We start from the raw sequence: 22,289 nt of genomic DNA on the forward strand, positions 1-22,289 counted from the left end.
TTCTCCACGCTGACCGTGATGCGCACGCCGGAACTGCCCTGGGATCATGTGCATGACGCCGCCCGTGCGGGGCAGGCTTCCGGCAGCGCCTGGTGGCGAATGAGCGCCGCGCAGGTGCGGATCTACGCGGTGCTGCTGGTGCTGTTTCTGGCAATGTCGTTGGGGTATCTGCTGGCGCCCAGCTATCTGGAGCAGGTGCGCGGCTTGCCGGTCGGTCTGATCGGCAGCCTGGGAGCAGCAACCGCTACCGGGGGCGTTGTGTGGGCATTTGTACTGGGCAGGCGGCATTCGCGACAGGCGCTGGCGGTTGGCGCAGGCGTGATGGCGGTAGCCTTTGGCGTGCTGTTGGCAGCGCCGGGCGGTGTCTGGCAGCTCCCGGCGATGATTGGCGCCTATTTTTTGATGGGCATCTACCTGACCGCGCGGACGCTATCGCTGGGCGTGGTCAGCGAGCATACGCCGCCGCACCAGCGTGGAACAGCGTTCGGGCTGGTGGAGACAGCCTTTGGCGTCGGGGCATTTGTTGGCCCCTGGGCGGCCGGTCATCTTTATGCCGTCAGGCCATGGCTGCCCTTTGCGCTGGCATTGGCGGTGCTTGTGTCCATGATCGGCGTGATCCGGGTGGCGTTGCGGCCAGCCGAACAACCCGGGTCTTTTGAAACCGGGCAGTAAGACAATTACAGGGGGCAGCGCACGCTACCCCCTGTTGTACCGTTTCGGCCTGCTCAGTACGTCATCGTCCGTACCGGCTGCGCCCGAACAACCAACCGTTCCGCAAAGACCCCCCGGAATGCATTCCATGTGGTGCAGGTGATCAGCGTCAGCGTTTGCTGCGCGGTCGGGTAGGTCACCTCGACATCGTTTGCCGCAACGACATCGATGGCGCTGACCTGGAATTCGTAGATAGTGTGGCGATCGACCAGGAAGATTGAGTCGCCCACTTCCAGCAGGTCGAGGTCGCGGAACGGCCCCGGCACGCCCTGCGTAATCTGGATGTGGCCGGCCAGGACAGTATTCCCGCCGAATTCGCCAGCCGCCTCATCAACCCAGGTCGTGCCCTGCAGGAAGCCGATGTTCTGGCCCAGGTCGCGTACATCCCAGGTTCGGTTACGCAGGGGAATGTTCACGATGGGCACGGCGCTGCTCAGCCCCAGCTTGGGGATGAACAACTCGCGCTCCGACTGTGGGCGGAAGGGTGGGACAACCGTTGGTTCCGGCGGCGAGGGCAGGGTGTTCTGCGCCGCCGGGATCGGGATGGCCGTTGGCGGCAGGGGCGTTGGCGTGGGCGGCGGGGTGAACGCAGGCGGCAGCGTGGGGCGCTGTGGGATGCCTTCGACAACTTCGGCTGATGTGGCGGAAGCCTCCACCTGCGGGCCTCCGCTGCCGCCAGCTCCCCCGATCAGGGCGACAACGATGACGATCGCCAGCAGCACAATCACGCCGATGGCGGCCAGAGTCAGCAGTTGACCCCGGTGCTCCGGATCGCCCAGGGCCATGCCGAGCAACCCCAGCGCCAGCAGCGCAATGACGGTGGCGATGGCGATAAAGATGGCTGTGTCGCTGTTTTCTAAGGCTGTGGCCTGGCCGGTGGCGGGCAGCAGCGCGGCATCCGGGACGATACGTACGGCGGCGGTATCGCAGATCGAGGCGCTGCCGCCTACGGACGTTGCACATCCCACGTTCTGCAGGATGGCGCCAGCGATCACCCCTTCATTGACGCGGGCAACAATGGTCAGTGTGGCCGCATCGTTGAAGTTCAGGGTGTTGGTGACCGCGACGACCGTGTTACCCTCGCGCTCGATTGTGCCATTGCTGATTGTCACGCTCTCCACCTGCATCTTAATGTCGAGCGTGTCGGTGAGGATCACCCCGGCCAGCGGTTCTGTGCCCGGATTGCGTACGGTGAGCGTCCAGGTGACCTGTCCGCCCGGCGCAGCGAATGGCTGCAGGACATCCTTGTTCACCTGTGGATCAGCTACACCGGGGACTGGCGTCCCGATGATGTAGGGGTTGCCGGAAGGATCGGTGGTGATCAGGGCGATAGTGACCGTGGTTTCCGCGCTGACCGGCAGCGTGGCGGTCCCGACGAAGCCCTCACCAGATACAATGACGCGGATGGTCAGCGGATTGGGGTCGCCGGTGGTGGGAATGTAGCTGAAGAAACCGGAAGTGGCGACTCCCGGCGGGAGTGTTGTTGTGCCAAGAACTATCGCACCGCCCTGAGCCGCCGGGCGAGGCTGCCCGCCCGCAGTGAAGGACCTATCCACCACAAACGAACCGCGCAGATTATTGATCGGACCGTCGCCAACGTTCAGGACGCTCACGGTGTAGTCCACACGCTCGCCAAGTGTCGCTACCGTCTTGCTGGCTACGGCCCGGATGTAGAGCTGCGGGCGCAGCACGTTGAGCACGTAGGTGTCATTGTCGGCAACCGAACGGTTGAACGAAGTCATGCCGCTAGCTGTTACCGTGCTCACCAGTGGGTCGGGCGTGTTTGTGCCGACTGTGTAGGTGTAGGAGACCGATGTACGCTGGCCGGGCGCCAGCGAACGCACCGGCAGGCGGCTAGTCAATGCGCCGACGAGGCCATCGACTAGCGCCAGGTCAGATAGCGGCTCGGACCCGGAATTGCGAATCTCCGCAGTGTAGGTGACGACCTCGCCGGGGGCCGCGCCTTCCCTGTTTGCGCTCAGACTCACGTCGATCCGGGGGGCGGCGGTATCCAGCAGGTACGTGTAGCTCCGGCTGATCGTCGTGCCGATGGGGTCGAGGCCCTGGGCCTGCAGGGTCAGGTTCACGGGGTCGGGCGCGTTCAGCGGCACGATGTAAACGAACTCGATCGTGACACGCTGGCCCGGCGTCAGAATCAAGCCGCTGGTGGGATCGGTGGTCTGGATCGGGACGTTGGTCGTCAGGGATACATTGGTCAGCGTGGTCGCCCCATCGTTACGGAGGTTGGCGACGAACATAATCGAATCCCCGGCGATCCCGATGCACGGTGTCGAGCAATTGAGCGGCGTGGCGCTGATGCTCATCGATGAGAGGGTGATGGTGACGGCGATAGAGCCGGTATCGGAAACCGTGCCGACTGTCGGGCCAGTGCCCTGGGCGATGACCGAGGCCACCAGAGGCGAAGAGTCAGAGAGCAGGACATTGTAGCTGAAAGTTGCGACGACGCTGCCGCCGGGGGCCAGGGTCGTCATAGCGAACTGGCCGGTAAGATCGAGGGCGCTGCCATCAGGCAGGGTGGCCAGCGCCGAGACACCAGAGAGCGTCTCCCCGCCGATATTGGTCACAGTGGCCAGGTAATTCACGGTCTGACCGGCCAGGACAGTCGTTCGGTCAGCGCTGACCGTAACCCGGATGGCGGTGTTGTTCAGGATGGCAACCGTGGCCGAGGATGTGTCACTTACAGTGATGCCGAAGCCATCACGCCCAACAACCTGAACCGTATTGACCAGGGGGTCGGGATCGAGCACCGCATTCACCCGGTGAGTGTAGGTCGTGGTAATGCGCTCGCCGATTGCCAGGGTGTACTTGGGCAGGGTGATGGACGAAACCAGGGTATCGGTCACTGTCAGGCCAGTGACCGGTGTGGTGCTGGTATTGGTGATGTCAAGGGTGTACGTCACCAGGTCACCGTCAAACGCGGCAGCGCGATCTGCCGTCTTGATCACATTGAGGCCGCTGCCGGCGACGATCACCTGGGCACGGGCGGTATCAGCGACCATGATCGGGTTGGCCGGGTCTGCCGGGTTGAAGACAGCAGCAGTCACCGCGGCTGTGTTAGTGGCCGGATCGCCGTCTCCAGAGGTCAGGATACGGCGGATGGTCGCGCTGGCGCTGGCGCCCGGTGCGAGTGGTAGTGGGGAAGCGCCGGGCGGCGTGCAGATCGGCGCCGGGTCCGGCAGGGCGACGCCCGGATCAAAGCAGCCGGTGATATCCCCGCCGAGGAGCGGATCGATCACGGTGAAGCTGGTGATGTTCTCCGCACCGGTGTTAGTCACGGTCAGCGTATAGGCGATCTCGGTGCCGATGGTTGCCACCGTCGGGGTAGCAGACTTGGTCAGGCGGATACCCGGCGACACGATGTCCACGCTCGCCGAAGCGGTATCCGTCAGTGTGAGCGGGCCAGGCGCGATAGCCGTGACCGTTACCGTGCTCACAAAGGGATCGCTGTCCAGGCCGGTGATCGTGTGCGTGTATGTGCCGGTGGTGCTCTGGCCGGGGTTCAGCGTGTCGGTGTCCAGGGCGATCGCGCCGCCGGCCTCAGGGCTGGTCGCACGGACGTTGTTGAGTGTGCGCAGGCCGGTATTGCGCACCGTGACCATGTAGGTGATTGTCTCGCCGATGGCGGCGCTAGGCCGATCGGCTACATTGGTCACGAACAGATCGCCGCTGGCAATGGGGATGCTGGCGGAAGCTGTGTCGGTCAGGAAGGTGACACCGCCCAGCAGACCGGTGGCCACGACAGTGTTGATCAGCGGATCGGGAGTGGTTGCCGTGACTGGAATCTCGATGCAGGTTTCGGCGGAGCCAAACCCGCCCAGGGTTGGGGTGAGAGGCGGCGTTACGCCAGGTAGCAGACGAGCGGTGATATCCTGGCCACCCGTAGTGTCGACCACGCTGATGTTGGTGATGGGGGTGGCGCCCAGATTCTCAATGCGCACCCGGTAGGCGACGATATCGCCAACCCGGGCAAACGGCCTGACGACCGGTGCGGCACAGCCGCCAATCCCGGCAACGGTCTTGCTCACTACAAGGTCGGAGGAGGCAATCTGGACAGAGACACTATCGGTATCCTGGATGGTTGTGCCGTTGGCTGTCCGAGCTGTTGCCAGCGCGATGTTGATCAGCGGATCGGGATCGCTGGCCCGAACCGCACGGGTCAGGATGCCGGTGGCTTCCTGCCCCGCTTCCAACACGCCCGGATCGCCGGGGAAGGTCAGGTCCACCTGGCCGCCAGTGCAGCCGCTGTCGGCAGTGACGCATAATGGATCGCTGAGCGCGACATTTGTCAGGGTGGAGGTGCCTTCGTTGCGGACCAGGAAGCCATAGGTGACAGTTTCCCCGATGAGGGCGATGCCGGTAGAGGCGGTCTTGGTCAGACTCAGGTCGGCTTCGCGGATGTCCACCAGGGCCAGTCCGCTGGATGAGATTGTGACGCCGGAGCTGGCGCGCCCTGTGGCGGTTACACGATTGACCAGCGGATCCGGTGCGCCCGGCGGGATGGTGTAGTCAAAGGCGCCCACAGCTCTGCCGTCTGGCTCAAGCGTGTCGATGATGGCTCCGGTGGCCGGATCGCGGAGCGGGATCGGCAATCTGGAGAGGTGGTCGATGACGGAGATGGCGCTCAGAGGCTGACCGCTGGTGTTGGTCACCTCAATGTCGTAGGTGACAGTGTCGCCGATCACCACGGAAGTTGTGCGCGGCGTCTTGGTGACGGCAATTCCCAGGTCGCGGATGTCGATTGTCGCCGCCGCGCCGTCGGTGATGCCCTGGTCGTTGATCACGGTGACAGTATTAACAAACGGGTTAGGGGTGCTGGTGGTGACGGTATAGGCAATGACACCAATGGCCCGCTGATTTGGGGGCAGAGCGGGAATGGTGGTCCTGAGCGGCCCACCTTCCACGCTCATCTGAATGGGGGTCCCCAGTTCGTTGTCGATGACCTGCACGTTGGTCAGGTCAGTGTCGCCAAGGTTAACCAGTTCCACTGTATAGAGCACGGTATCGCCAACTGCCGCCCCGGCGCGGTCGGCGGTCTTGGTGAGCTGGATGCCGGGGGTCAGGATGTTCACTGCGATGGTATCGGCGCCCTCGATGGGGTTTCCCTGGCCGTCGACACCGGTGGCGACAGCTTCGTTGACGAACGGATCGGGGAGATCAGCCGTGACTTCAACTTCGTAAGTCAGGAAGGCGACCTCGAAGGGATCAAGGGCGTCGATCGGGGCGATGGTCAATGGCGTCCTGACCGTGCAGTTGACCGTGTAGGATCGACCGCCATAGGTGACCGGCCCGCCGCAGACGTTCGGGTTGGTGGCCGTGTTCAGCCCGACGGCGGAATCGACGACCTGGATATTGCGGATGGGAATCTGGCCGATGTTGGTGATGGCGATGTTATAGGTGATGCGCTCGCCCAGCTGGACGGTGGCCGGTGAGGCCTGTTTCTGTACCAGCAATTGCGATGCGGTGATCAGCACGGTGGTGTAGGTGCTGTCGGTCAGGAGATTATTACCGGCGACGGTTGTGCCACTGGCAGTGACCAGGTTGATCAGCGGGCTGGGATCGGCCTGGGAGAGCGTGTAGGAGATGGTGGCCGTGGCTGATTCGTTGTTGTTCAGTACACCGGGGATTCCGCCAGGGAATTGCAGCGGGACAGGGCCGGTCAGCGAGTCATAGGCGGTCACGCCGGTCATGGTGGAGTCGCTGGCGTTGGTTACGGTGATAGTGTAGCGAATGGTGTCGCCCACGAAGGCCACGTTTGGCACGGCCACCTTGCTGACGCGGAAGCGCGGGTCGATCACATCAACGATGAACTCCGCCTCCGCTGCCACATCGGTGCCGCCCAGTGTTTCGCCTTCCACGCGCAGCGTGTTAATGAAGGGGTCAGGGTCAAGATCGGTGATGAGGTCCTGCCAGGTGCAGACAATATCAACCGCGCCAACCGGTAGCGTAGTCGGGCAATCCGAGTCAGTCGCGAAATTGATGCCGGTGGCGTCGCTGTAGGTCAGGTTGGTCAGGTCGCTTGTGCCGTTGTTAGATAGCCGGGCGCTCCAGGTGACCAGGGTGTTGCGTTCTGCCGTGTCGGTGCTGCCCAGCAGGACGACCTCGAGAATGGGATCGTCTAGATCGATTGACGCGGTACCCAGCGTACTGAGGTTGTAGCGATTGGTGTCGATGATCAGCTCACCGGTGGCATTGACGGTGTTGACGAACGGGTCTGAGGCCGTCTGTGGAATGATCAGGTTGACCGTACCTGCCGCTGACTCGCCGGGGTTGAGCGTCCGCGGGCGGTTGAGCGGGTCGGGGAAGGTCATGGCCACCTCGCCCGTTTGCGCATCGATCACACTGATATTGGTGATCACATTGGATGATGCCAGGGGACTGGTGTTGGTCACTGTGACCGCATAGGTGACCGAATCGCCGCGGCTGGCCTGCGGCGGACCGATCTTGACGACCTGCAAGGGATTCCGGATCTGTACCTCTGCCGACTGGGTGGAGAGGATCGTCACGCCCGGTTCGCGGGAGTCGGTTGTTGTTGTCCCGCGTACGGTGACGGTGTTGACCAGTTTGTCCGAGGTCAGGTCAGTGGGGCGGACGGTGTAATTGTTCGCCGCCGGGTTGCTTTCCAGGTAGGAGGCGTCGCAGATCGGGAACAGGCAGGGATAGTCCCGTGCGGCGGGCAACGTCTTGGGTGTGGTATCGTAGGGTGTGCCAGGGTTGACCGCCGGGTTGTCGATACGGCGGTTGGCGATCGGGCCAAGGCGGTCATCGACGACCGTGACCTGGTTCATAGCTATCTGGCTGACGTTGTACACCAAATAGTCATAGTGGATGGTCTCGCCGACCACAGCGAAAGAGCGGTTGGGAATCTTGAGGATCAGGAACGGGCTGTAGATGTCCACGCTGTGGGTATCGGAGAACGTCAGGGTGTCGACGCCATTGGTCATCACCACCTGGAAGGTGTTGACCAGTTCGTCCGGGTCACGTGGCCCGACTTCATAGGTGTACTCGATCGAAGTGCTCTCGCCGGGGGTCAACGCCGGGTTGGCGGGATCGGCGCTGTTGGCGATCAGCGTCGCGGTGCTGAGCGTACGTTCGGTTTCATAGGCGCTGTTTGAAGTATCCCTGGCGCTGATGAACGAATAGGGCACGTCAGAGACGTTGGTCAGTGTGACACGGTAGCGGATGACATCGCCAACTACGGCAAAGCCAAAGAACGGTTCGATATTGGTCTTTTGAACCAGGATCGGCGAGGTCACTTCTACCCGCCAGGTGTCCTGGGCGGTCACAATCTGACCGTTGACGACGCCGCGGGCGGTGACCGTATTGGCGATTGCCGGGAGGTCATCGGCGGTGACGCGGTGCTGGGTGGCGCCGGTGCAGGCTGGCGTGGTCTGGCTGAGCGTCACCACGTTGCCGGGGGGCAGGGAGAATGGCGGGAAGGCGGCGCTCAGATCCCCCAGCGCTGTATCGCTGACGGTGATATTCGTGATGGTGCTCAGGTTGCTGATGTTGCTGACGGTGAAGGTGTAGGTGACACATTGCCCATCAGTGGCGATGATGCGATCGGCCACCTTGTCGATGACCAGCGGATTGACCAGCTGGATGTCCCACTCGTCAGCATCGCCGACAGGGTGCAGTGTGGGCTGCAGCGTGCCGGAAACAGTCACTCGGTTCTTGAGGATACGATCCTGCCGGCTCAGGTCAGCAGTGAGGACCGTGTAGTTAAAGGTACCGTAGGCCATCTCGCCAGGTTGCAGGCTTGGGATAACCGACACAAAGGGGCCGGTAGTGGTCTCTGTGACGGGATCGTAGGGCGCCAGCAGGACCGTGCTGCCGCTGCAGCCGCTCAGATCCGCGGCGCACAGCGAATCAACAGCGCTGACGTTGGTGATCTCATTCTCCTGGATGTTGGTCACGAAGAATTCGTAGGTGACGGTATCCCCTACTGCGGCACGGGTGACGTTGGCTTCCTTATGCACGCGCAACTGCGCCGGAAGAACGTCGATCGTCCTGGTGGCGAAGAAGCTGCGCCGCGTGCCTTTGTCGTCGGTACCCTGGATGCGCACCAGCACGGTCAACGGGTCGGGGTCGTCGCTCTGGACAGGACGGCTGAAGCCGCCGGTGGCCAGTTCAAACGGGGCCAGGTCGCCAGGAGCCAGCGAAGGAGCGCTCTGGCCGGGGAACTGAAGCGAAAACTGCTGCTCCGGCTGAGCCAGCCCGACAACCTGGTAGAAACCGGTAATGTCTGTCAGGGTGATGCGGCCGTTGTTGGAGACGAAAACGCTGTAGCTAACCGGGAGCCCCGGCAGTTGTTCACTGGGCGGATCGGAAGTCACCGTGATGAACAACTGCGCGTTGCTGATTTCGACGACTTCGGAGGTGGAATCGGTGATTCCGCCTTCAGCCGTGACCGTGGCAACGTTGACCAACGGGCTGGGATCGCTGCCGCTGATCGTGTATTGCTCGGTGAAGGTGTATGGCGTTGCCGGGTCGAGCAGCAGGCCTCCAGCGGGGATGTTGCCGATAGCGCCGAGCAATGTGTCGGTGATGGAAAGCACTTGCAGGGGGGTGCTGGTCAGGTTGCTGACGGTGAAGGTGTAGGTGATCGTATCGCCGCGCAGGGCGGTTTCGCGGTCGGCGCTGGCCTCGATCCGGATCTGGTTATCCAGAATGTCGACCAGCACTGAAGCGGTGTCAGCAATGGTCGAGCCGCTGTTGGTGATGGCAGAAGCCCTGGCTGTCGTGAGTGGCGTGAAACCGAATGGGTCAGGCTCGGTGCCCTGGATGGTGTAGGTGAACGTACCGCTAACCGTCGCGCCGGCGAGCAGGCTGGTGCTGGGCGCGGGAGGTGTGCCGAGCAACACTCGCGTGCCGGAACACCCCGTGCCTGCGCCGGGTTCCGCGCAGAGGGGGAACTCCACCAGGACATTGACCAGCCCTTCCGTGCTGGTGTTGGTGACCTGGAAGGTGTAGGTCAGCACTTCGCCAACAGCGATTGCCGCCGGTGCAGCGCTGACTGTAAGTTGCAAGGCCGGGTTGCGCTTGTCGACGCTTTCCGTCCAGTTACTGCTCACAGTTGCACCCTGTGGGGAGACGCCGATCCCGGTCAGGATGTTAACCAGCGGATCGGGGTCGTTCTCCTGAACAATGTAGGCCACATTCTCCTGGTAGGACGCGCCGGGAGCCAGCGTCTTGGGTACGTTGACCAGCAGGCCGGTCAGCGAATCGACGACTGTCACGCTGTTGAGGGGGGTGTCGCCGTCATTTTCCACCCGCACGGTGTAGGTGATGGTATCGCCGATGGCCGCCTGATCGACATCGGCCAGTTTACTGACACGGATGGAAGGCACAGCGCGGGCTACCGGCGTGCCGGTCACGCGAAACGGGAGTTGGATGCCAGCGGCGGTGGCCAGGACGGTGACCTCATTGACCACCGGGTCCGGGTAGGCAGGCAACATGTTACAGGAGAAGGTCATGCTGAGCGAAGACCCGGCAGAGGCTGGCAGCGTGTTAGTGCCCGCCTGCGCCTGTAGAATCTGCTCCAGGGTAGGCGGGCTGGGCGCCGGGGTGCACGCCCCGAAGGCGCTGCCCTCCAGCAACAGATCGCTGATCGAGTCGATGGTCGTCGTCAGGGGACGGTTGTTCTGTAGGGTGAGAGTCCAGGTCACTGGCGCGCCGACCTCGATCGCCTCTGGAGCTGTCAGGCTAAGGGTGATACTGGGGCCTTCCACGCGGAACTCAGTGTTAATGCCGGGATCGGAGGCCCGGTCGATATCGCAGCGGCCAGCGGTGCCAGCGTATCCCCAGCCATAGAAGGTGTAATTGACCAGTGTCGGGTCGGTTGGCTGGGCCACATAGTCGATGTGGCCGGTGATGCGTTCCCCAGGGGAGAGCACGCCGTCAAAGGGAGTCACGTCCCAGACAGGCTGCAGGCGCGGACCGTGAGTCATGACGATCTCACCCCACACACCCGTCAGATCCCCGCTGGCGCGATCGTTACTGATGACCAGGTTGAAGCGGATAGTCTCGCCCGGGATCAGGCGCAGCACCTCGCCATTGGGGTTGCCATTGCTACTGCCGGGGGCGACCGTGTTTTCGCCGAAGATGCTGGAGTACGTGGTGACGGTGGTCAGGCCGACGCCGATGCTGCCATCCGGATCAAAGCCATCGGTTCCGCAAAACCCCGGCGTCGTTGTTTGCCCGTTCGGACGGCTGGCAGTGACAGGCGCGGATGGTGGTGCTGCAATGGCTTCGACAGCGGGCAGAGAAGGCAGTAGAAGGCTGGATGAATTGAGGATGATGGCCAGGACATAAACGATCGTCAGGACGCGCAACAGCCGCTTTGAACCCATGATTATCCCCCTGCAGGCAGGTGCATCCGGCTCTATAGCGTGACGCTGAAACCGGATCCTGGCTGACACCGTTCGGGTACCAGAGGATGAACACTGCCTATCATTATGGGGTGTCTTCAACGCTCAAGGCAAGTGCCAGAATGTACTACCTGGTGCGGGGCCAGCAGGGCTGACAGGCGGCACGCTACCCTCGTCTGGTTTGATCTGGTCTGCTATACTCTATGCCGAGATGTTGAACAGCTTAACTGGACAGGATGACCAGACAGTGAAGATCTACACACGTACAGGCGACAGTGGGGATACGGGGTTATTCGGTGGCGGGCGTGTGCGCAAGCATCATGTGCGGGTGGAAGCATACGGCACGGTGGATGAACTGAACTCCTGGCTGGGGGTGGTACGGGCCGGGCCGTTACCGGAACAGGCCCGGCGCTGGCTGGAGACCGTCCAGAATGATCTGTTTCGCCTGGGATCAGATCTGGCGACGCCGCTGGATACCCGCTCGGCCTGGGTGATGCGCATCGAACAGGCGGCGGTTGAGGCGCTGGAACAGGCTATCGACAGCATGGATGAAGACCTGCCACCGTTAACCAGCTTCATTCTGCCGGGGGGAACGCCGGGATCGGCGGCGCTGCATGTGGCGCGGACGGTATGCCGCCGGGCCGAGCGGGTGGCTGTGGCGCTGGCTGATGTCGAGGCCATCAATCCAGTCACGATCGCGTACCTGAATCGCCTCTCTGATTTTCTATTCACCCTGGCACGCTGGGTCAACCTGCAGGCGGGCCAGGGTGAAGTGCCCTGGTCAGCCCGGACGTGAAAGGCTGGCTGCACCAACGATGCCGCGTCAGTCCAACAGCCCCAGGTAGCCCAGCAAGGCGTCAAGGCCAAGCGTGTAGCTCCGCCAGCCGAAACCGCTGATCTGACCCAGACAGGCTGGCGCTGTCAGCGAATGCTGGCGGAACGGCTCGCGGGCGTAGATATTGCTCAGGTGGACTTCCACTACTGGCAAATCGATGGCGCTGATAGCGTCGCGCAGGGCGACGGAGGTATGCGTGTACGCACCGGGGTTGAAGATCACCCCTGCTGCCCAGTTGCGGGCGATGTGCAGCGCGTCAATAAGCACACCCTCGTGGTTAGACTGCTGGATGCGCACCTGTACACCGCGTTCGCGGGCATGATCCTGGATGCGCTCGTTGATGTCGTCAAGCGTCAGCGAGCCATAGACTTCCGGTTCGCGCTGCCCAAGCAGATTCAAGTTCGGGCCGTGAAGAATCAGAATTTCGGGACTCATGCCTGATCACCCAGCTCCTTCAAGACGGCCATTACCTCTTCAGGTGGCACGTTTTCTCTAACTACCGGCGCTCCGATGCCCTGCAGCAGCACGAAACGATTGCGGCCATCCTGCCATTTTTTGTCGACGGCCATGGCCTGCCACAGATTCGTGGGATCGTACGGGCCGAAGCGCACTGGCAGGCCAAGCTCGCCCAGCAGCCGCTCAACCTGGGCGGGTAGATCAGGAGAACACAGGCCCAGGCGGGCCGAGAGACGGGCGGCCGCAACCAGACCAACGGCCACAGCCTCGCCGTGCTTCCAGGTGTAGCCGCTGACCTGTTCCAGGGCGTGAGCAAAGGTATGGCCCAGGTTCAGGTGGGCGCGGATGTTCTGTTCGAAGGGGTCCTGCTGGACGACATCAACTTTGACCCGCACCGCGCGCGGGATGAACTCCGCTGCCCGTTGGCGCTGCAACAGAGTGGAGTCGAGCAGGGTCGGGTCAGCCAGCAGACCATGCTTGATGACTTCTGCCAGGCCGCAACGCCATTCGGTATCCGGCAGGGTACGCAACACGTCCGGATCGATCACAACCAGTTCGGGCTGTTTGAATGCGCCCACCAGGTTCTTCCCTTCGGGCAGGTCAACACCGGTCTTGCCACCCACGCTGGAATCGACCATGGCCAGCAGAGTGGTGGGAACCTGCACCAGCCGCACGCCGCGCATATAGGTGGCGGCCACAAAACCCATCAAATCGCCGATGACGCCACCGCCCAGCGCGATGATCAGTCCATGTCGATCCAGGCCAAGCTGCGCCAGACCGCTGTAGACCACCCGGCATGTCTCCAGCGTTTTATGCTGTTCGCCATCCGGCAATGTGACGGTGACCGCGTTCGGTAGTTGCCCGGCCAGGGCGCGGCCATACAGCGGGGCCAGGGTGGTGTTGGTCCCGACGATGGTGCGCCCGGTCAAACCGCGGGCAGTCAGGAGCTGGTCCAGCCGCTGCAACCCTCCCGCCGCGAAGAGAATGTCATAACCGCCAACCGGTGTGCCTACGTGGATGCAGTCAGTTTCTGCCATAAGGCCAGGATTTCCTCCATGGTTTGCCAGGGCGTCAGGGCGCTGGTATCCAGATGGTACGGCAGGGCGGCATACGCTACCCGGCGGGCTTCCAGCAGGGCGTGGATTCGCTCCAGCAGGGCTGAGCCGTCAAGCAGGGGGCGATCCTGTTGCGTCTGTAGCCGTGCCAGCAAAACTTCAGGGGATGCCTCCAGGCAGATCACGATACCGCTGCCAGTCATCAGCGCCCGGTTGATCGGGTCGATCAGCGCCCCGCCGCCGGTGGCGATCACCAGCCCATCCAGGGCAGCCAGTTCATGGCACAGTTCGCGCTCCATGTGGCGGAAGGCGGCCTCGCCCCTGGCGGCGAAGATGGCCGGGATGCTCTGCCCGGCACGCTGCTCGATCAGCGCGTCCATGTCCACAAATGGCCGGCCCAGCTGTTCGGCCACCAGCCGGCCAACGGTCGTCTTACCGGTACCCATAAAGCCAGTCAGAACGAGATTCATCGCCCGGTTCACCCTCCGGCCTGCCGATCGTAATGGCGGAGGGCTATGCCGGTGACGGCACGCATCCCCAGGCGCTCGTAAAAAGGCTGCAGCGCGGCGTCGCAGACCAGGTCCAACGCGTACAGATGACGGCATGTGGCGATCATCCGCTGCATCAGGCCGGTGCCGATGCCGCGCCCCTGGTATTCTGGCAGCACTTCCAGGTTGGGGATGAACGCGGCGTGCAGCCCGTCGCTGATGGCGTTGACGAAGCCGACGACGCGCCCGCTGGTGTCATCCACCGCCAGCCAGATAAACGCGCTCCCCTGTAGAATCCTGAGGTGTGTCTCCGGAGAAGGCGGGTTCGGCCAGCCAACAAAGAAGCCACGCAGTTGGACAGGGGTGATTCCGCTCAAGGAATCGGTGTAGCGGATGGTCATGCTACAACTCCAGATCAGACGGCCAGTCGTAGCCAAACTGCCAGGGTTCGTTTCGCATAGTCAACTCACTGAGCAACCCCTGGCGCAGGGCAGCAAAACGAGCCACTAATTCTTCCAGATGATCGCCGCCGAGTTTTTCCAGCAGGGCATCAGCCAGCACAAAGGCGACCATCGCTTCGCCGATGACCACGGCGCGCGGTACAGCGCAGAAATCCGAGCGTTCATAGACCGTCTGGCTCGCCTCGCCGGTTGCCAGGTCGACCGTTGCCAGTGGCGTGAGGGTGGTGCTGATCGGCTTCATGGCAGCGCGCAGGATCAGCGGCTCGCCAGTAGTGATGCCTCCTTCCAGGCCGCCGGCGCGATTGGACTTGCGGCGCAGCAGGCCGTCTTCTGCCACGATCTCGTCGTGAACCTGTGTACCGGGCAGGGCAGTGTTGGCAAACGCGTGCCCGATCTCAGCCCCTTTGATCGATGGGATGCTGCCCAGGGCGGCCAGTAGCCGGCCCGTCAGCCGGCGATCCCAGTGCACATGGCTACCCAGACCGGGCGGCAGGCCCAGCGCCACAATCTCGAAGATGCCACCGAGCGTGTCCTTGGCGATTTTGGCCTGGCGGATCGCTTCATGCATGGCGGCGTCGGTGTCGTCGTCCGGGCAGCGAACCTCGCTGGCTTCAGCCCTGGCGAAACGGGCAAGATAGTCCATCTCCGGGGGCAGGCTCGCTTCTACAGGGCCAATGCGGGTGACATAGCCGCCGACCACAATCCCAAAAGCGGACAGCAGCTTTTTGCAGATGGCTCCGACTGCCACCCGCGCCGCTGTCTCGCGGGCACTGGCCCGCTCCAGCGCCAGGCGCAGGTCGCGGTAGCCATACTTGATAGCTCCGGTCAGGTCAGCGTGGCCGGGGCGGGGAGTGGTCAGGGGAGTGATGTCCCGCCCGGCCCAGTGCTTCCAGTCCCGGTTGCCGATGACCAGAGCGATCGGTGCGCCGGTGGTTTGCCCGGCCATCACACCAGCAGTCAGACGCACCTGATCGCGCTCGATCTGCATCCGTCCGCCGCTACCGTAGCCCTGCTGACGGCGGGCCAGGTCGCGGTTGATCTCCTCCGGGTCGAGCGGTAGCCCGGCGGGCATCCCTTCCAGAATGGCGGTGAGCAGCGGGCCGTGCGATTCGCCCGCGGTGAGAAAGCGCAATCGTGTCGTGTTCATCCAAGAGCCTGCCTTGCTGCGTGTAGCATGATGTCGACCGGGGCCTCCCGCCCTGTCCAGAGGGTGAAGGCTGCTGCGCCCTGGCGAACAAGCATCCCGAGGCCGTTGTACGCCATTGCGCCGCGATCCAACGCCTGACGCATCAGACGGGTTTGCGCTGGGCGGTAGACCATATCATACACCACCGCCCCCGGTGGGATCGCCAGATCAGCAGGCCAGGGCGTTTCATCGTCGTGCGGCCACATGCCGACCGGCGTGCAGTTGACGATCAGGCGGACCTGGCTCAGGTCGATGCGCCTGAGCACCTCCCAGGGGATGGCATGGGCCTCCGTTTGCGCTGGCAGGTTGCGCCTGGCTTCGCTGACCAGTTGCTCACCACGTTCCGGCGTGCGGGAGGCAATCGTGAGCGCATATCCCTGCCGGGCCAGTACGACTGTCGCCGCACGGGCAGCGCCGCCCGCCCCCAGAATCAGGGCGCTGGCTCCCGGTTCAGGCAGGCCGACCAGAGTGAAGAGGTCCTCGTGGAGGCCAGCGGCGTCGGTGTTCGTCCCTTCCCAGTGGGTGACGCTGCCTTCCACTACAGCGGTGATGGTGTTGACTGCGCCGATCAGTTGTGCTTCTGGACGGATGCCATCCAGCAGATCGATCACGGCGCGTTTGTGGGGCACGGTGACATTCATCCCGCGGAGGCCAGCCGCCTGTAGCGCCCGGAATCCAGCAGCGAGATCAGCAGGGGGAATGGGATAGGCGTCATAGTGCCAGTTGAGGCCCAGCGCAGCGAAGGCCGCGTTGAACATGGCCGGGCTGACGCTGTGTGCCACCGGCCACCCGATCAGGCCAACCCGGTGAGTAGCTCTGGCGGTCATTGCACGTGTGCTCCCAGCCGCGCCAGGGTGGCGGCAAAGCCCGGAAACGAGTCCGCGGCGCAGGCGGCGTCGTTCACGACGGTCGTCCCGGCAGCGATCAGTCCCGCCACGGTCAGGCTCATGGCAATCCGGTGATCATCATGGCCATCCACAACAGCCCCCTGCAGTTGCTGCGGGCCGCGGATGGTGAAGCCGTCTTCGTGCTCGGCGATCACAGCGCCCATTTTGCGCAACTCGGCGGCCATCACGGCGATGCGGTCGGTCTCCTTGACTCGCAATTCGCGGGCATCCCGCACAGTAGTTTCACCTTCGGCGCACAGGGCAGCGATCATCAGGATCGGGAATTCGTCGATCATCCTGACGACCGTTTCTCCGGCGATCTCACAGGCGTTGAGCGGCGCCGCTGCAACGCTGAGCGTGCCGACCGGATCGCCACCAGCTGTGCCGGTCTCGACAACCGAGATACGCGCCCCCATCGCTATAAGGACATCCAGCAAGCCGGTGCGGGTTGGATTGAGATCGATATTTTCCAGGGTGACATAACTGTCCGGCACAATGGTGGCCGCGATCAGCAGGAATGCCGCTGAGGAAAAGTCGCCTGGCACGGTCAGGTTGAGGGGCTGCAAAGGGTTTCCAGGTTGCAGGGTGACGGTATTGCCGTTCAGCGTCAGATCTGCACCCATTGACAGGAGCAATCGCTCGGTATGATCACGAGCCGGGCCGGGCTGGATGACGGTTGTGGGGCCGTCAGCGAACAGCCCGGCGAGCAGCAGGGCACTCTTGACCTGCCCGCTGGCGATGGGCATGGCATAGTGGATGCCGCGCAGATGGGCCGGCTCGAAATGCAGCGGTGGCAGGCCATCCGTATCGGTAACTCGCGCGCCCATCAGCCGCAATGGCTCCGTCAGGCGGCGCATCGGACGGCGCCGGAGTTGCGCCGAGCCGTCCAGGGTGCTGGAAAACGGTTGCCCGGCCAGGATACCGGCCAGCAGGCGCAAGCCGGTGCCAGCGTTATCCAGATACAGGGGTTCACGTGGCGGGCGGAGCGTGCCGCCCTGCACAAGCAAGGTGGTCGGATCGGGGCGCTCTACCGGCACCCCCAGGGCACGGATTGCGCCGAGGGTGGCCAGCGTATCGCCCGCCGGGAGCCAGCCGCGGATGGTGCTGTCGCCATGCGCCAGGGCGGCGAACATAACGGCCCGGTGGCTGATGCTCTTATCGCCGGGGATGGTGGTCTGGCCCCGCAATGCACCGGCGGGGCGGATGGTCAGGGTGACAGGGTCGGTCATGGGTGCTTTTCTCTGGTCGGCAGGTGCTGCTCCAAACCGAATTCACTGGCCCAGCGCACGCGCGCATCATGAGCGCTCTGCAGCAGGGCGGCAAGTTCCTGGCTATCGTGGGAAATCAGGGCAACCTCCAGTATGGCCAGCTGGACACGGAACAGCGCCAGCAGGCGGGCGATGGCGGTCGTATTGGTGCTGATGATGTCGCTCATCATACGGATATCGCTGGCAGCCAGCCGGGAGGTGTCACGGAAGCCACTGGCGGCCAGTTGCCAGATCATCGGATCGGCCTGGGCTTCTCCGTCAACAGTGCGCACCAGCGCCGTGCTCAGCAGGTAGGGCAGATGGCTGATCCCGGCGACCAGATGATCATGGCGGTCAGGGTCCATCTCAACCGGCACTGCCGCCAGCGCATCGACCAGCTCCAGGGCGCGCAGGCGTGCAGCGGGGGTGACACGCCGCGGCGCGCACAGGACGAATGGGCGCCCCCGGTAGAGCGTTGCGTCGGCTTCCTGGATGCCGCTGCGCTCTTTGCCGCACATTGGATGACCGCCCATCGCCAGGACACTTATCGGCAGGTTGCTCATCGCCTCACAGATGCGGGCTTTGGTGCTGCCCAGATCGATCAACAGCGTGTTGGCTCGCAGGTAGCTGCCAATGCGGTTTTGCAACAGATCCAGGATAACCTGCACCGGGGCAGCCAGAATGACGGTCTGCGCCTCGCTGACGCCTTCCCGTAGATCCGGCGTTGCGGTGTCAATGATGCGGTGTTGAAGGGCGTAGTCCAGCGTTGCCGCATCCGGATCGACGCCCACCAACCGCTGGACCTTGTCCCTCAGCGCCAGTGCTGCCGACCCGCCCATCAGCCCCAGCCCGACAACAGCCACAGTCTGGTCTTGCAGAGTCATGCTCATAGTGTCCGATCTACCGCTTCAGCCACCCGGCGCAATTCCTGCATCATCTTAGCGAAGCGTTCCGGAGTCAGCGACTGCATACCATCGGAGACAGCTTCTTCCGGCCTGGGATGTACCTCGACAATGATGCCATCCGCACCAGCGGCGATGGCCGCGCGGGCTGCGGGGGCCACGTACTGCCAGTAACCGGTGGCGTGGCTGGGATCGGCGATCACGGGCAGGTGGGTGCGTTCCTTAAGGACGGGGATGGCGTTGAGATCGAAGGTATTGCGGGTGTAACGCTCAAAGGTACGGATGCCGCGCTCGCACAACATCAGGCGGGTGTTACCGTGGCTGAGGATGTATTCAGCGGACATCAGCAACTCCTCGATCGTGTTGCTCATGCCGCGCTTGAGCAATACCGTATGTTGCGCCTTGCCAACAGCGTGCAATAGCGAGTAGTTCTGCATGTTACGCGCGCCGATCTGGAGGACGTCGGCGTAGTCGCAGACCAGCGGGACGCTTTCCGGGTCCATGACTTCCGTCACGACCGGCAGGCCGGTTTCCTCCCGCGCCTCAGCCAGGTACTTCAGCCCCTCTTCGCCCAGACCCTGGAAGGCGTAGGGCGACGTGCGCGGTTTGAACGCGCCGCCGCGCAGGGCAGTCGCGCCAGCTTCTTTGACGGCGTGGGCGGTTTCCAGAATCTGCGCGCGGCTCTCCACTGAACAGGGGCCGGCGATCACCACGATTCGCGTGTCGCCCACCTGGTGATCGTTGAGGGCGACCAGGGTGTTATCCGGATGGAACTCCCGGCTGGCCAGCTTGTACGGATGGCTGACCGGCATTGTGCGCTCCACGCCATCCATCAGTTCGAATTGTTCGCGGTACTGCCGGACGCTACCATCCCCGACAATGCCGATGATGGTACGCTCCTGACCGCTGCTGAGGTGAGCTTCGTAGCCAAGTTTCTTGATCTTGGCGATTACCGCAGAAATCTCTTTGGTTGAGGCGCCAGCCTTCATCACAACAATCATCATTCATTTCTCCTTGGCCCCGGTAGGGCTATCACTATTGTCAGGCGCGGGCGTAAGGTTCAGAGCGCGGTCTGGTCGCAGGATTTCTGCACCGCGCAGGTAGATATGCCGGATTTCGTGCTGGGGGAGGTGGGTGTTCCAGTGGATAAGGATGCGGATACAGCGGGGTAGGCTGCCCGGTGGCGCGATCTCGACGGCGCTGAGCAGGGCAGTGTCCTGCCAGCCGATCTGGCGCGCCGCCGTGGCCGGGTAGGCGCTGGTCAGGTCCGGTGTGGCGGTGAAGATCGCGCTGGCGACATCGGCCTCTTCAATGGCATTGGCGGCGATCAGCGCCCTGAGTAATTCCCGTGTGACGCGGTGGATGTCCTCCGGGGTATCGGCGTCGGCCACGGTAGCGCCGCGAACGCCCCGGCATACTCTGGGGGGAAGATCGACCATGATGCCTCTCCTTCCAGCAGCTCCCTGATAACAAAAAAGCGCAGGGGCGTTAGCCCTGCGCTTCCCTCAACCCGATGTGATGCGTCGTCAGCCGCTAACGCCTGCGTCCGTTATGTCGCTTCGCGTAAAAGTAGAAGCCAAAATAGCCGCCGGAGCGGTAGGAGAAGTGGTTTTCAACGGCGAAGCGAACGGACTCAGGCACGCTGACAACTCCTGTGCAACCTGATTTGGCTAGAGCATAGCCGGATTACCCGGTGCTGTCAACAAATTCGCGGGCAGCTTTGTGCAGGTTAACCCGGAGTCTGCACTACCAGCGGTGATGGACGTGCTGGCGGATATAGCGATTGTAGACCTCGGCGACTTTCTCCATGTAGGGTTTCGACAGGGGAGCCAGGTCTGCCGCAGCAATGTTCTGGCGGGCCTGGTCGGGCCGCTTGATGCCAGGGATAGCGCAGGTCACCGCATCGAACATCGTGATCCAGCGCAGCGCAGCCTGAATCATGGTATAACCCGGCGGCAGAGCGGCTTTCAACTCCTCAACCGCCTGCAGGCCGACTTCGTAGGGCACGCCGGAGAAGGTCTCGCCTACATCAAAGGCTTCTCCATAGCGGTTGTAGTGGCGATGATCATCCGCGCTGAACTGCGTTTGAGGCGTCATCTTGCCGGTCAGCAGGCCGCTGGCCAGCGGGACGCGAGCCAGGATGCCCACCTGTTTCTGCCTGGCCACGGGGAAGAACTCCTCAGCTGGTTTGAGGCGGAACATATTGAAGATAATCTGGACACTCTGGATGTTCGGGTAGCGTTCGATGGCGGTGAGCGCCTCGCTCACCTTTTCCACACTGATGCCGTAGTAGCGGATCTTGCCCTCCTGCACCAGACGTTCCAGGGCCTCAAAGGTGGAATCCTGGGTGTACACCGGCGTTGGCGGACAATGGAGTTGAACCAGATCGAGCGTTTCGGTGTCAAGATTCTTGAGGCTGCGCTCCACAAACGCCGACAGATTGGCGTAATTGTAGCCTTCCGGGATATGGGGGTTGAGACGGCGGCCGGCTTTGGTAGCGACAAAGACGCGCTCCCGACGGCCCTTCAGCACCTGGGCGATCAGGCGCTCGCTGCGTCCATCACCATAGACATCAGCGGTGTCGATGAAGTTGACTCCCAGGTCAATCGCGGTGTTCAGCGCACCCAGGGCATCCTCTTCACTGACGCGGCCCCAGTCGGCGCCAATCGCCCAGGCGCCGAAACTGATGACCGATACACGCATGTCGGTGCGACCTAACTGCCGGTATTCCATGAATTGCTCCTCCCTAAATGTGGTTGGCACCGCGATCAGGTGCGAGCGCAATGGCCTACAGGCCAACGACAAACGCGGCTGTTGAACGGCTACCCTCCGCGGTGTACTTCATGAGCGACGACGTGGTGCGCGCTGGAAAGCAAGCGGCAACAGTGCCAGAATCAGCACAACAACCACCCACGGCCAAGCCCCACTGATCGTCGCCAGGATGGCCGGGGGGATGATGTCGTAAGTGATCAGCAATCCGATCAGGCCGGCGAGCAACAAGATAATGCCGGGCGTCGCCAGGCGGGATTCGCGTTGCCGATCCCCAACGTAGGTGAGCAAGATAGCCAGGCCGAGGACGGCAACATACAGCGGCCACAGGCGGCTATCCAGCGCGCCCTGAGCGTAGGCTATGGCGGTTGTCCCTACCCAGAACAGTAACATCAGCGCCAGAAACAGTGCTCCACGCGCTTGGCGGCCGGTATGGTGCCAGTATGCCAGCAGGCTGAGCGCCCAGCCAGTGATTGCAATCACCGCGATCACGTTAGGTACGAGGATGTAACCCCCGGTGAGAACCGGCCATACCAGAATCACCCCAAGCGCGATGAGCAGAATCCCGGCCAGGGTGGTGTGCAACCCGCGTGGCGGGCGCTCCGCTGGCCTGTGAGCTGGCCGGCGCACCAGTTCAGGAATTTCGCGCCCGGCAAGCTGGCTCTCGTCGGCTGTCGTCGTCACCAGTTCGGATGTTGAGCTATCGACTGGTGGCTGGTCTGCTGGTGATTCCGGCAGGGACGGGATTACCGCAGCGTCCTCCGGGGGGATGGCCTCGTGATCATGCAGGTCGGACATGCTCTGCTCTCTCCCGCTACAGGAGCGTTGCCGCCTATTCTAGCAGACCTTGCGGCTCTGCGCCCAGCAGCTTGGTCGATGCGCGGAGATATACCACATCCGGGGA

Annotated in this window: 15 protein-coding genes; 2 read left to right on the forward strand and 13 right to left on the reverse strand. The window is 63.0% G+C overall.

Features of this window, described 5'->3' with window-relative positions:
- The coding region (locus HPY64_00005) for an MFS transporter (GenBank protein ID NPV65506.1) at positions 1-672 on the forward strand (672 nt) is incomplete at its 5' end.
- Positions 673-725: 53 nt separating this feature from the next.
- On the opposite strand, the gene HPY64_00010 is transcribed toward HPY64_00005, so the two are convergent.
- A complete protein-coding gene (locus HPY64_00010; GenBank protein ID NPV65507.1) occupies positions 726-11,081 on the reverse strand; it encodes a DUF11 domain-containing protein in 10,356 nt (3,451 codons plus the stop codon).
- 265 nt (positions 11,082-11,346) lie between these two features.
- Here HPY64_00010 and HPY64_00015 point away from each other — a divergent pair, with 265 nt between their 5' ends.
- Positions 11,347-11,895 carry a cob(I)yrinic acid a,c-diamide adenosyltransferase gene (locus HPY64_00015; GenBank protein NPV65508.1) on the forward strand — a complete coding sequence of 183 codons (549 nt, stop codon included), beginning with the start codon at positions 11,347-11,349 and terminating at the stop codon, positions 11,893-11,895.
- Between the two features lie 27 nt (positions 11,896-11,922).
- Here HPY64_00015 and aroQ read toward each other — a convergent pair whose 3' ends face one another.
- The 12 genes from aroQ to HPY64_00075 all read right to left on the reverse strand — a co-directional run bounded on the left by aroQ (position 11,923) and on the right by HPY64_00075 (position 22,183).
- The gene (aroQ, locus tag HPY64_00020; protein ID NPV65509.1) at positions 11,923-12,369 is read right to left on the reverse strand and encodes a type II 3-dehydroquinate dehydratase; all 447 of its coding nucleotides are present in this window, start codon (positions 12,367-12,369) and stop codon (positions 11,923-11,925) included.
- Complete coding sequence (aroB, locus tag HPY64_00025; protein ID NPV65510.1) at positions 12,366-13,427, reverse strand: 3-dehydroquinate synthase; 1,062 nt, start codon at positions 13,425-13,427, stop codon at positions 12,366-12,368. Before aroB ends, aroQ begins: the two co-directional genes overlap by 4 nt.
- Positions 13,400-13,915 carry a shikimate kinase gene (locus tag HPY64_00030; protein NPV65511.1) on the reverse strand — a complete coding sequence of 172 codons (516 nt, stop codon included), beginning with the start codon at positions 13,913-13,915 and terminating at the stop codon, positions 13,400-13,402. The genes aroB and HPY64_00030 overlap by 28 nt, the downstream gene beginning before the upstream one ends.
- Positions 13,916-13,923: 8 nt before the next feature.
- Positions 13,924-14,334, reverse strand: coding sequence for a GNAT family N-acetyltransferase (locus HPY64_00035; protein NPV65512.1), 411 nt, complete (start codon positions 14,332-14,334; stop codon positions 13,924-13,926).
- A 1-nt stretch (position 14,335) separates the two neighbouring features.
- Entirely contained in the window at positions 14,336-15,541 is a 1,206-nt protein-coding gene (gene aroC, locus HPY64_00040; protein ID NPV65513.1) for a chorismate synthase, read from the reverse strand.
- The gene (aroE, locus tag HPY64_00045; GenBank protein ID NPV65514.1) at positions 15,538-16,407 is read right to left on the reverse strand and encodes a shikimate dehydrogenase; all 870 of its coding nucleotides are present in this window, start codon (positions 16,405-16,407) and stop codon (positions 15,538-15,540) included. Before aroE ends, aroC begins: the two co-directional genes overlap by 4 nt.
- On the reverse strand, positions 16,404-17,696 hold the full coding sequence (aroA, locus tag HPY64_00050; protein ID NPV65515.1) for a 3-phosphoshikimate 1-carboxyvinyltransferase: 1,293 nt from the start codon (positions 17,694-17,696) through the stop codon (positions 16,404-16,406). The genes aroE and aroA overlap by 4 nt, the downstream gene beginning before the upstream one ends.
- Positions 17,693-18,604: a prephenate dehydrogenase/arogenate dehydrogenase family protein gene (locus tag HPY64_00055; protein NPV65516.1), complete on the reverse strand. Its 912-nt coding sequence runs from the start codon at positions 18,602-18,604 to the stop codon at positions 17,693-17,695. Before HPY64_00055 ends, aroA begins: the two co-directional genes overlap by 4 nt.
- Complete coding sequence (aroF, locus tag HPY64_00060; GenBank protein NPV65517.1) at positions 18,601-19,617, reverse strand: 3-deoxy-7-phosphoheptulonate synthase; 1,017 nt, start codon at positions 19,615-19,617, stop codon at positions 18,601-18,603. Before aroF ends, HPY64_00055 begins: the two co-directional genes overlap by 4 nt.
- Before the next feature lie 3 nt (positions 19,618-19,620).
- A complete protein-coding gene (gene aroH, locus HPY64_00065; GenBank protein ID NPV65518.1) occupies positions 19,621-20,055 on the reverse strand; it encodes a chorismate mutase in 435 nt (144 codons plus the stop codon).
- Between the two features lie 307 nt (positions 20,056-20,362).
- Positions 20,363-21,349, reverse strand: a complete 987-nt coding sequence (locus HPY64_00070; GenBank protein ID NPV65519.1) for an aldo/keto reductase — start codon at positions 21,347-21,349, stop codon at positions 20,363-20,365.
- A 108-nt stretch (positions 21,350-21,457) separates the two neighbouring features.
- Complete coding sequence (locus HPY64_00075; GenBank protein ID NPV65520.1) at positions 21,458-22,183, reverse strand: hypothetical protein; 726 nt, start codon at positions 22,181-22,183, stop codon at positions 21,458-21,460.
- Between the last annotated feature and the right edge of the window lie 106 nt (positions 22,184-22,289).

It is taken from the genome of Anaerolineae bacterium (assembly GCA_013178165.1).
In the GTDB taxonomy this organism is placed as follows: Bacteria; Chloroflexota; Anaerolineae; order Aggregatilineales; family Ch27; genus Ch27.

What these genes read in the sequence shown, in the direction of transcription:
- aroE (NPV65514.1), bottom strand. Translation starts at nt 16,407, where the DNA reads ATGACCGCCAGAGCTACTCACCGGGTTGGCCTGATCGGGTGGCCGGTG.
- HPY64_00075 (NPV65520.1), bottom strand. Translation starts at nt 22,183, where the DNA reads ATGTCCGACCTGCATGATCACGAGGCCATCCCCCCGGAGGACGCTGCG.
- aroH (NPV65518.1), bottom strand. Translation starts at nt 20,055, where the DNA reads ATGGTCGATCTTCCCCCCAGAGTATGCCGGGGCGTTCGCGGCGCTACC.
- HPY64_00010 (NPV65507.1), bottom strand. Translation starts at nt 11,081, where the DNA reads ATGGGTTCAAAGCGGCTGTTGCGCGTCCTGACGATCGTTTATGTCCTG.
- HPY64_00070 (NPV65519.1), bottom strand. Translation starts at nt 21,349, where the DNA reads ATGGAATACCGGCAGTTAGGTCGCACCGACATGCGTGTATCGGTCATC.
- aroA (NPV65515.1), bottom strand. Translation starts at nt 17,696, where the DNA reads ATGACCGACCCTGTCACCCTGACCATCCGCCCCGCCGGTGCATTGCGG.
- HPY64_00030 (NPV65511.1), bottom strand. Translation starts at nt 13,915, where the DNA reads ATGAATCTCGTTCTGACTGGCTTTATGGGTACCGGTAAGACGACCGTT.
- aroC (NPV65513.1), bottom strand. Translation starts at nt 15,541, where the DNA reads ATGAACACGACACGATTGCGCTTTCTCACCGCGGGCGAATCGCACGGC.
- HPY64_00055 (NPV65516.1), bottom strand. Translation starts at nt 18,604, where the DNA reads ATGAGCATGACTCTGCAAGACCAGACTGTGGCTGTTGTCGGGCTGGGG.
- aroF (NPV65517.1), bottom strand. Translation starts at nt 19,617, where the DNA reads ATGATTGTTGTGATGAAGGCTGGCGCCTCAACCAAAGAGATTTCTGCG.
- aroQ (NPV65509.1), bottom strand. Translation starts at nt 12,369, where the DNA reads ATGAGTCCCGAAATTCTGATTCTTCACGGCCCGAACTTGAATCTGCTT.
- aroB (NPV65510.1), bottom strand. Translation starts at nt 13,427, where the DNA reads ATGGCAGAAACTGACTGCATCCACGTAGGCACACCGGTTGGCGGTTAT.
- HPY64_00035 (NPV65512.1), bottom strand. Translation starts at nt 14,334, where the DNA reads ATGACCATCCGCTACACCGATTCCTTGAGCGGAATCACCCCTGTCCAA.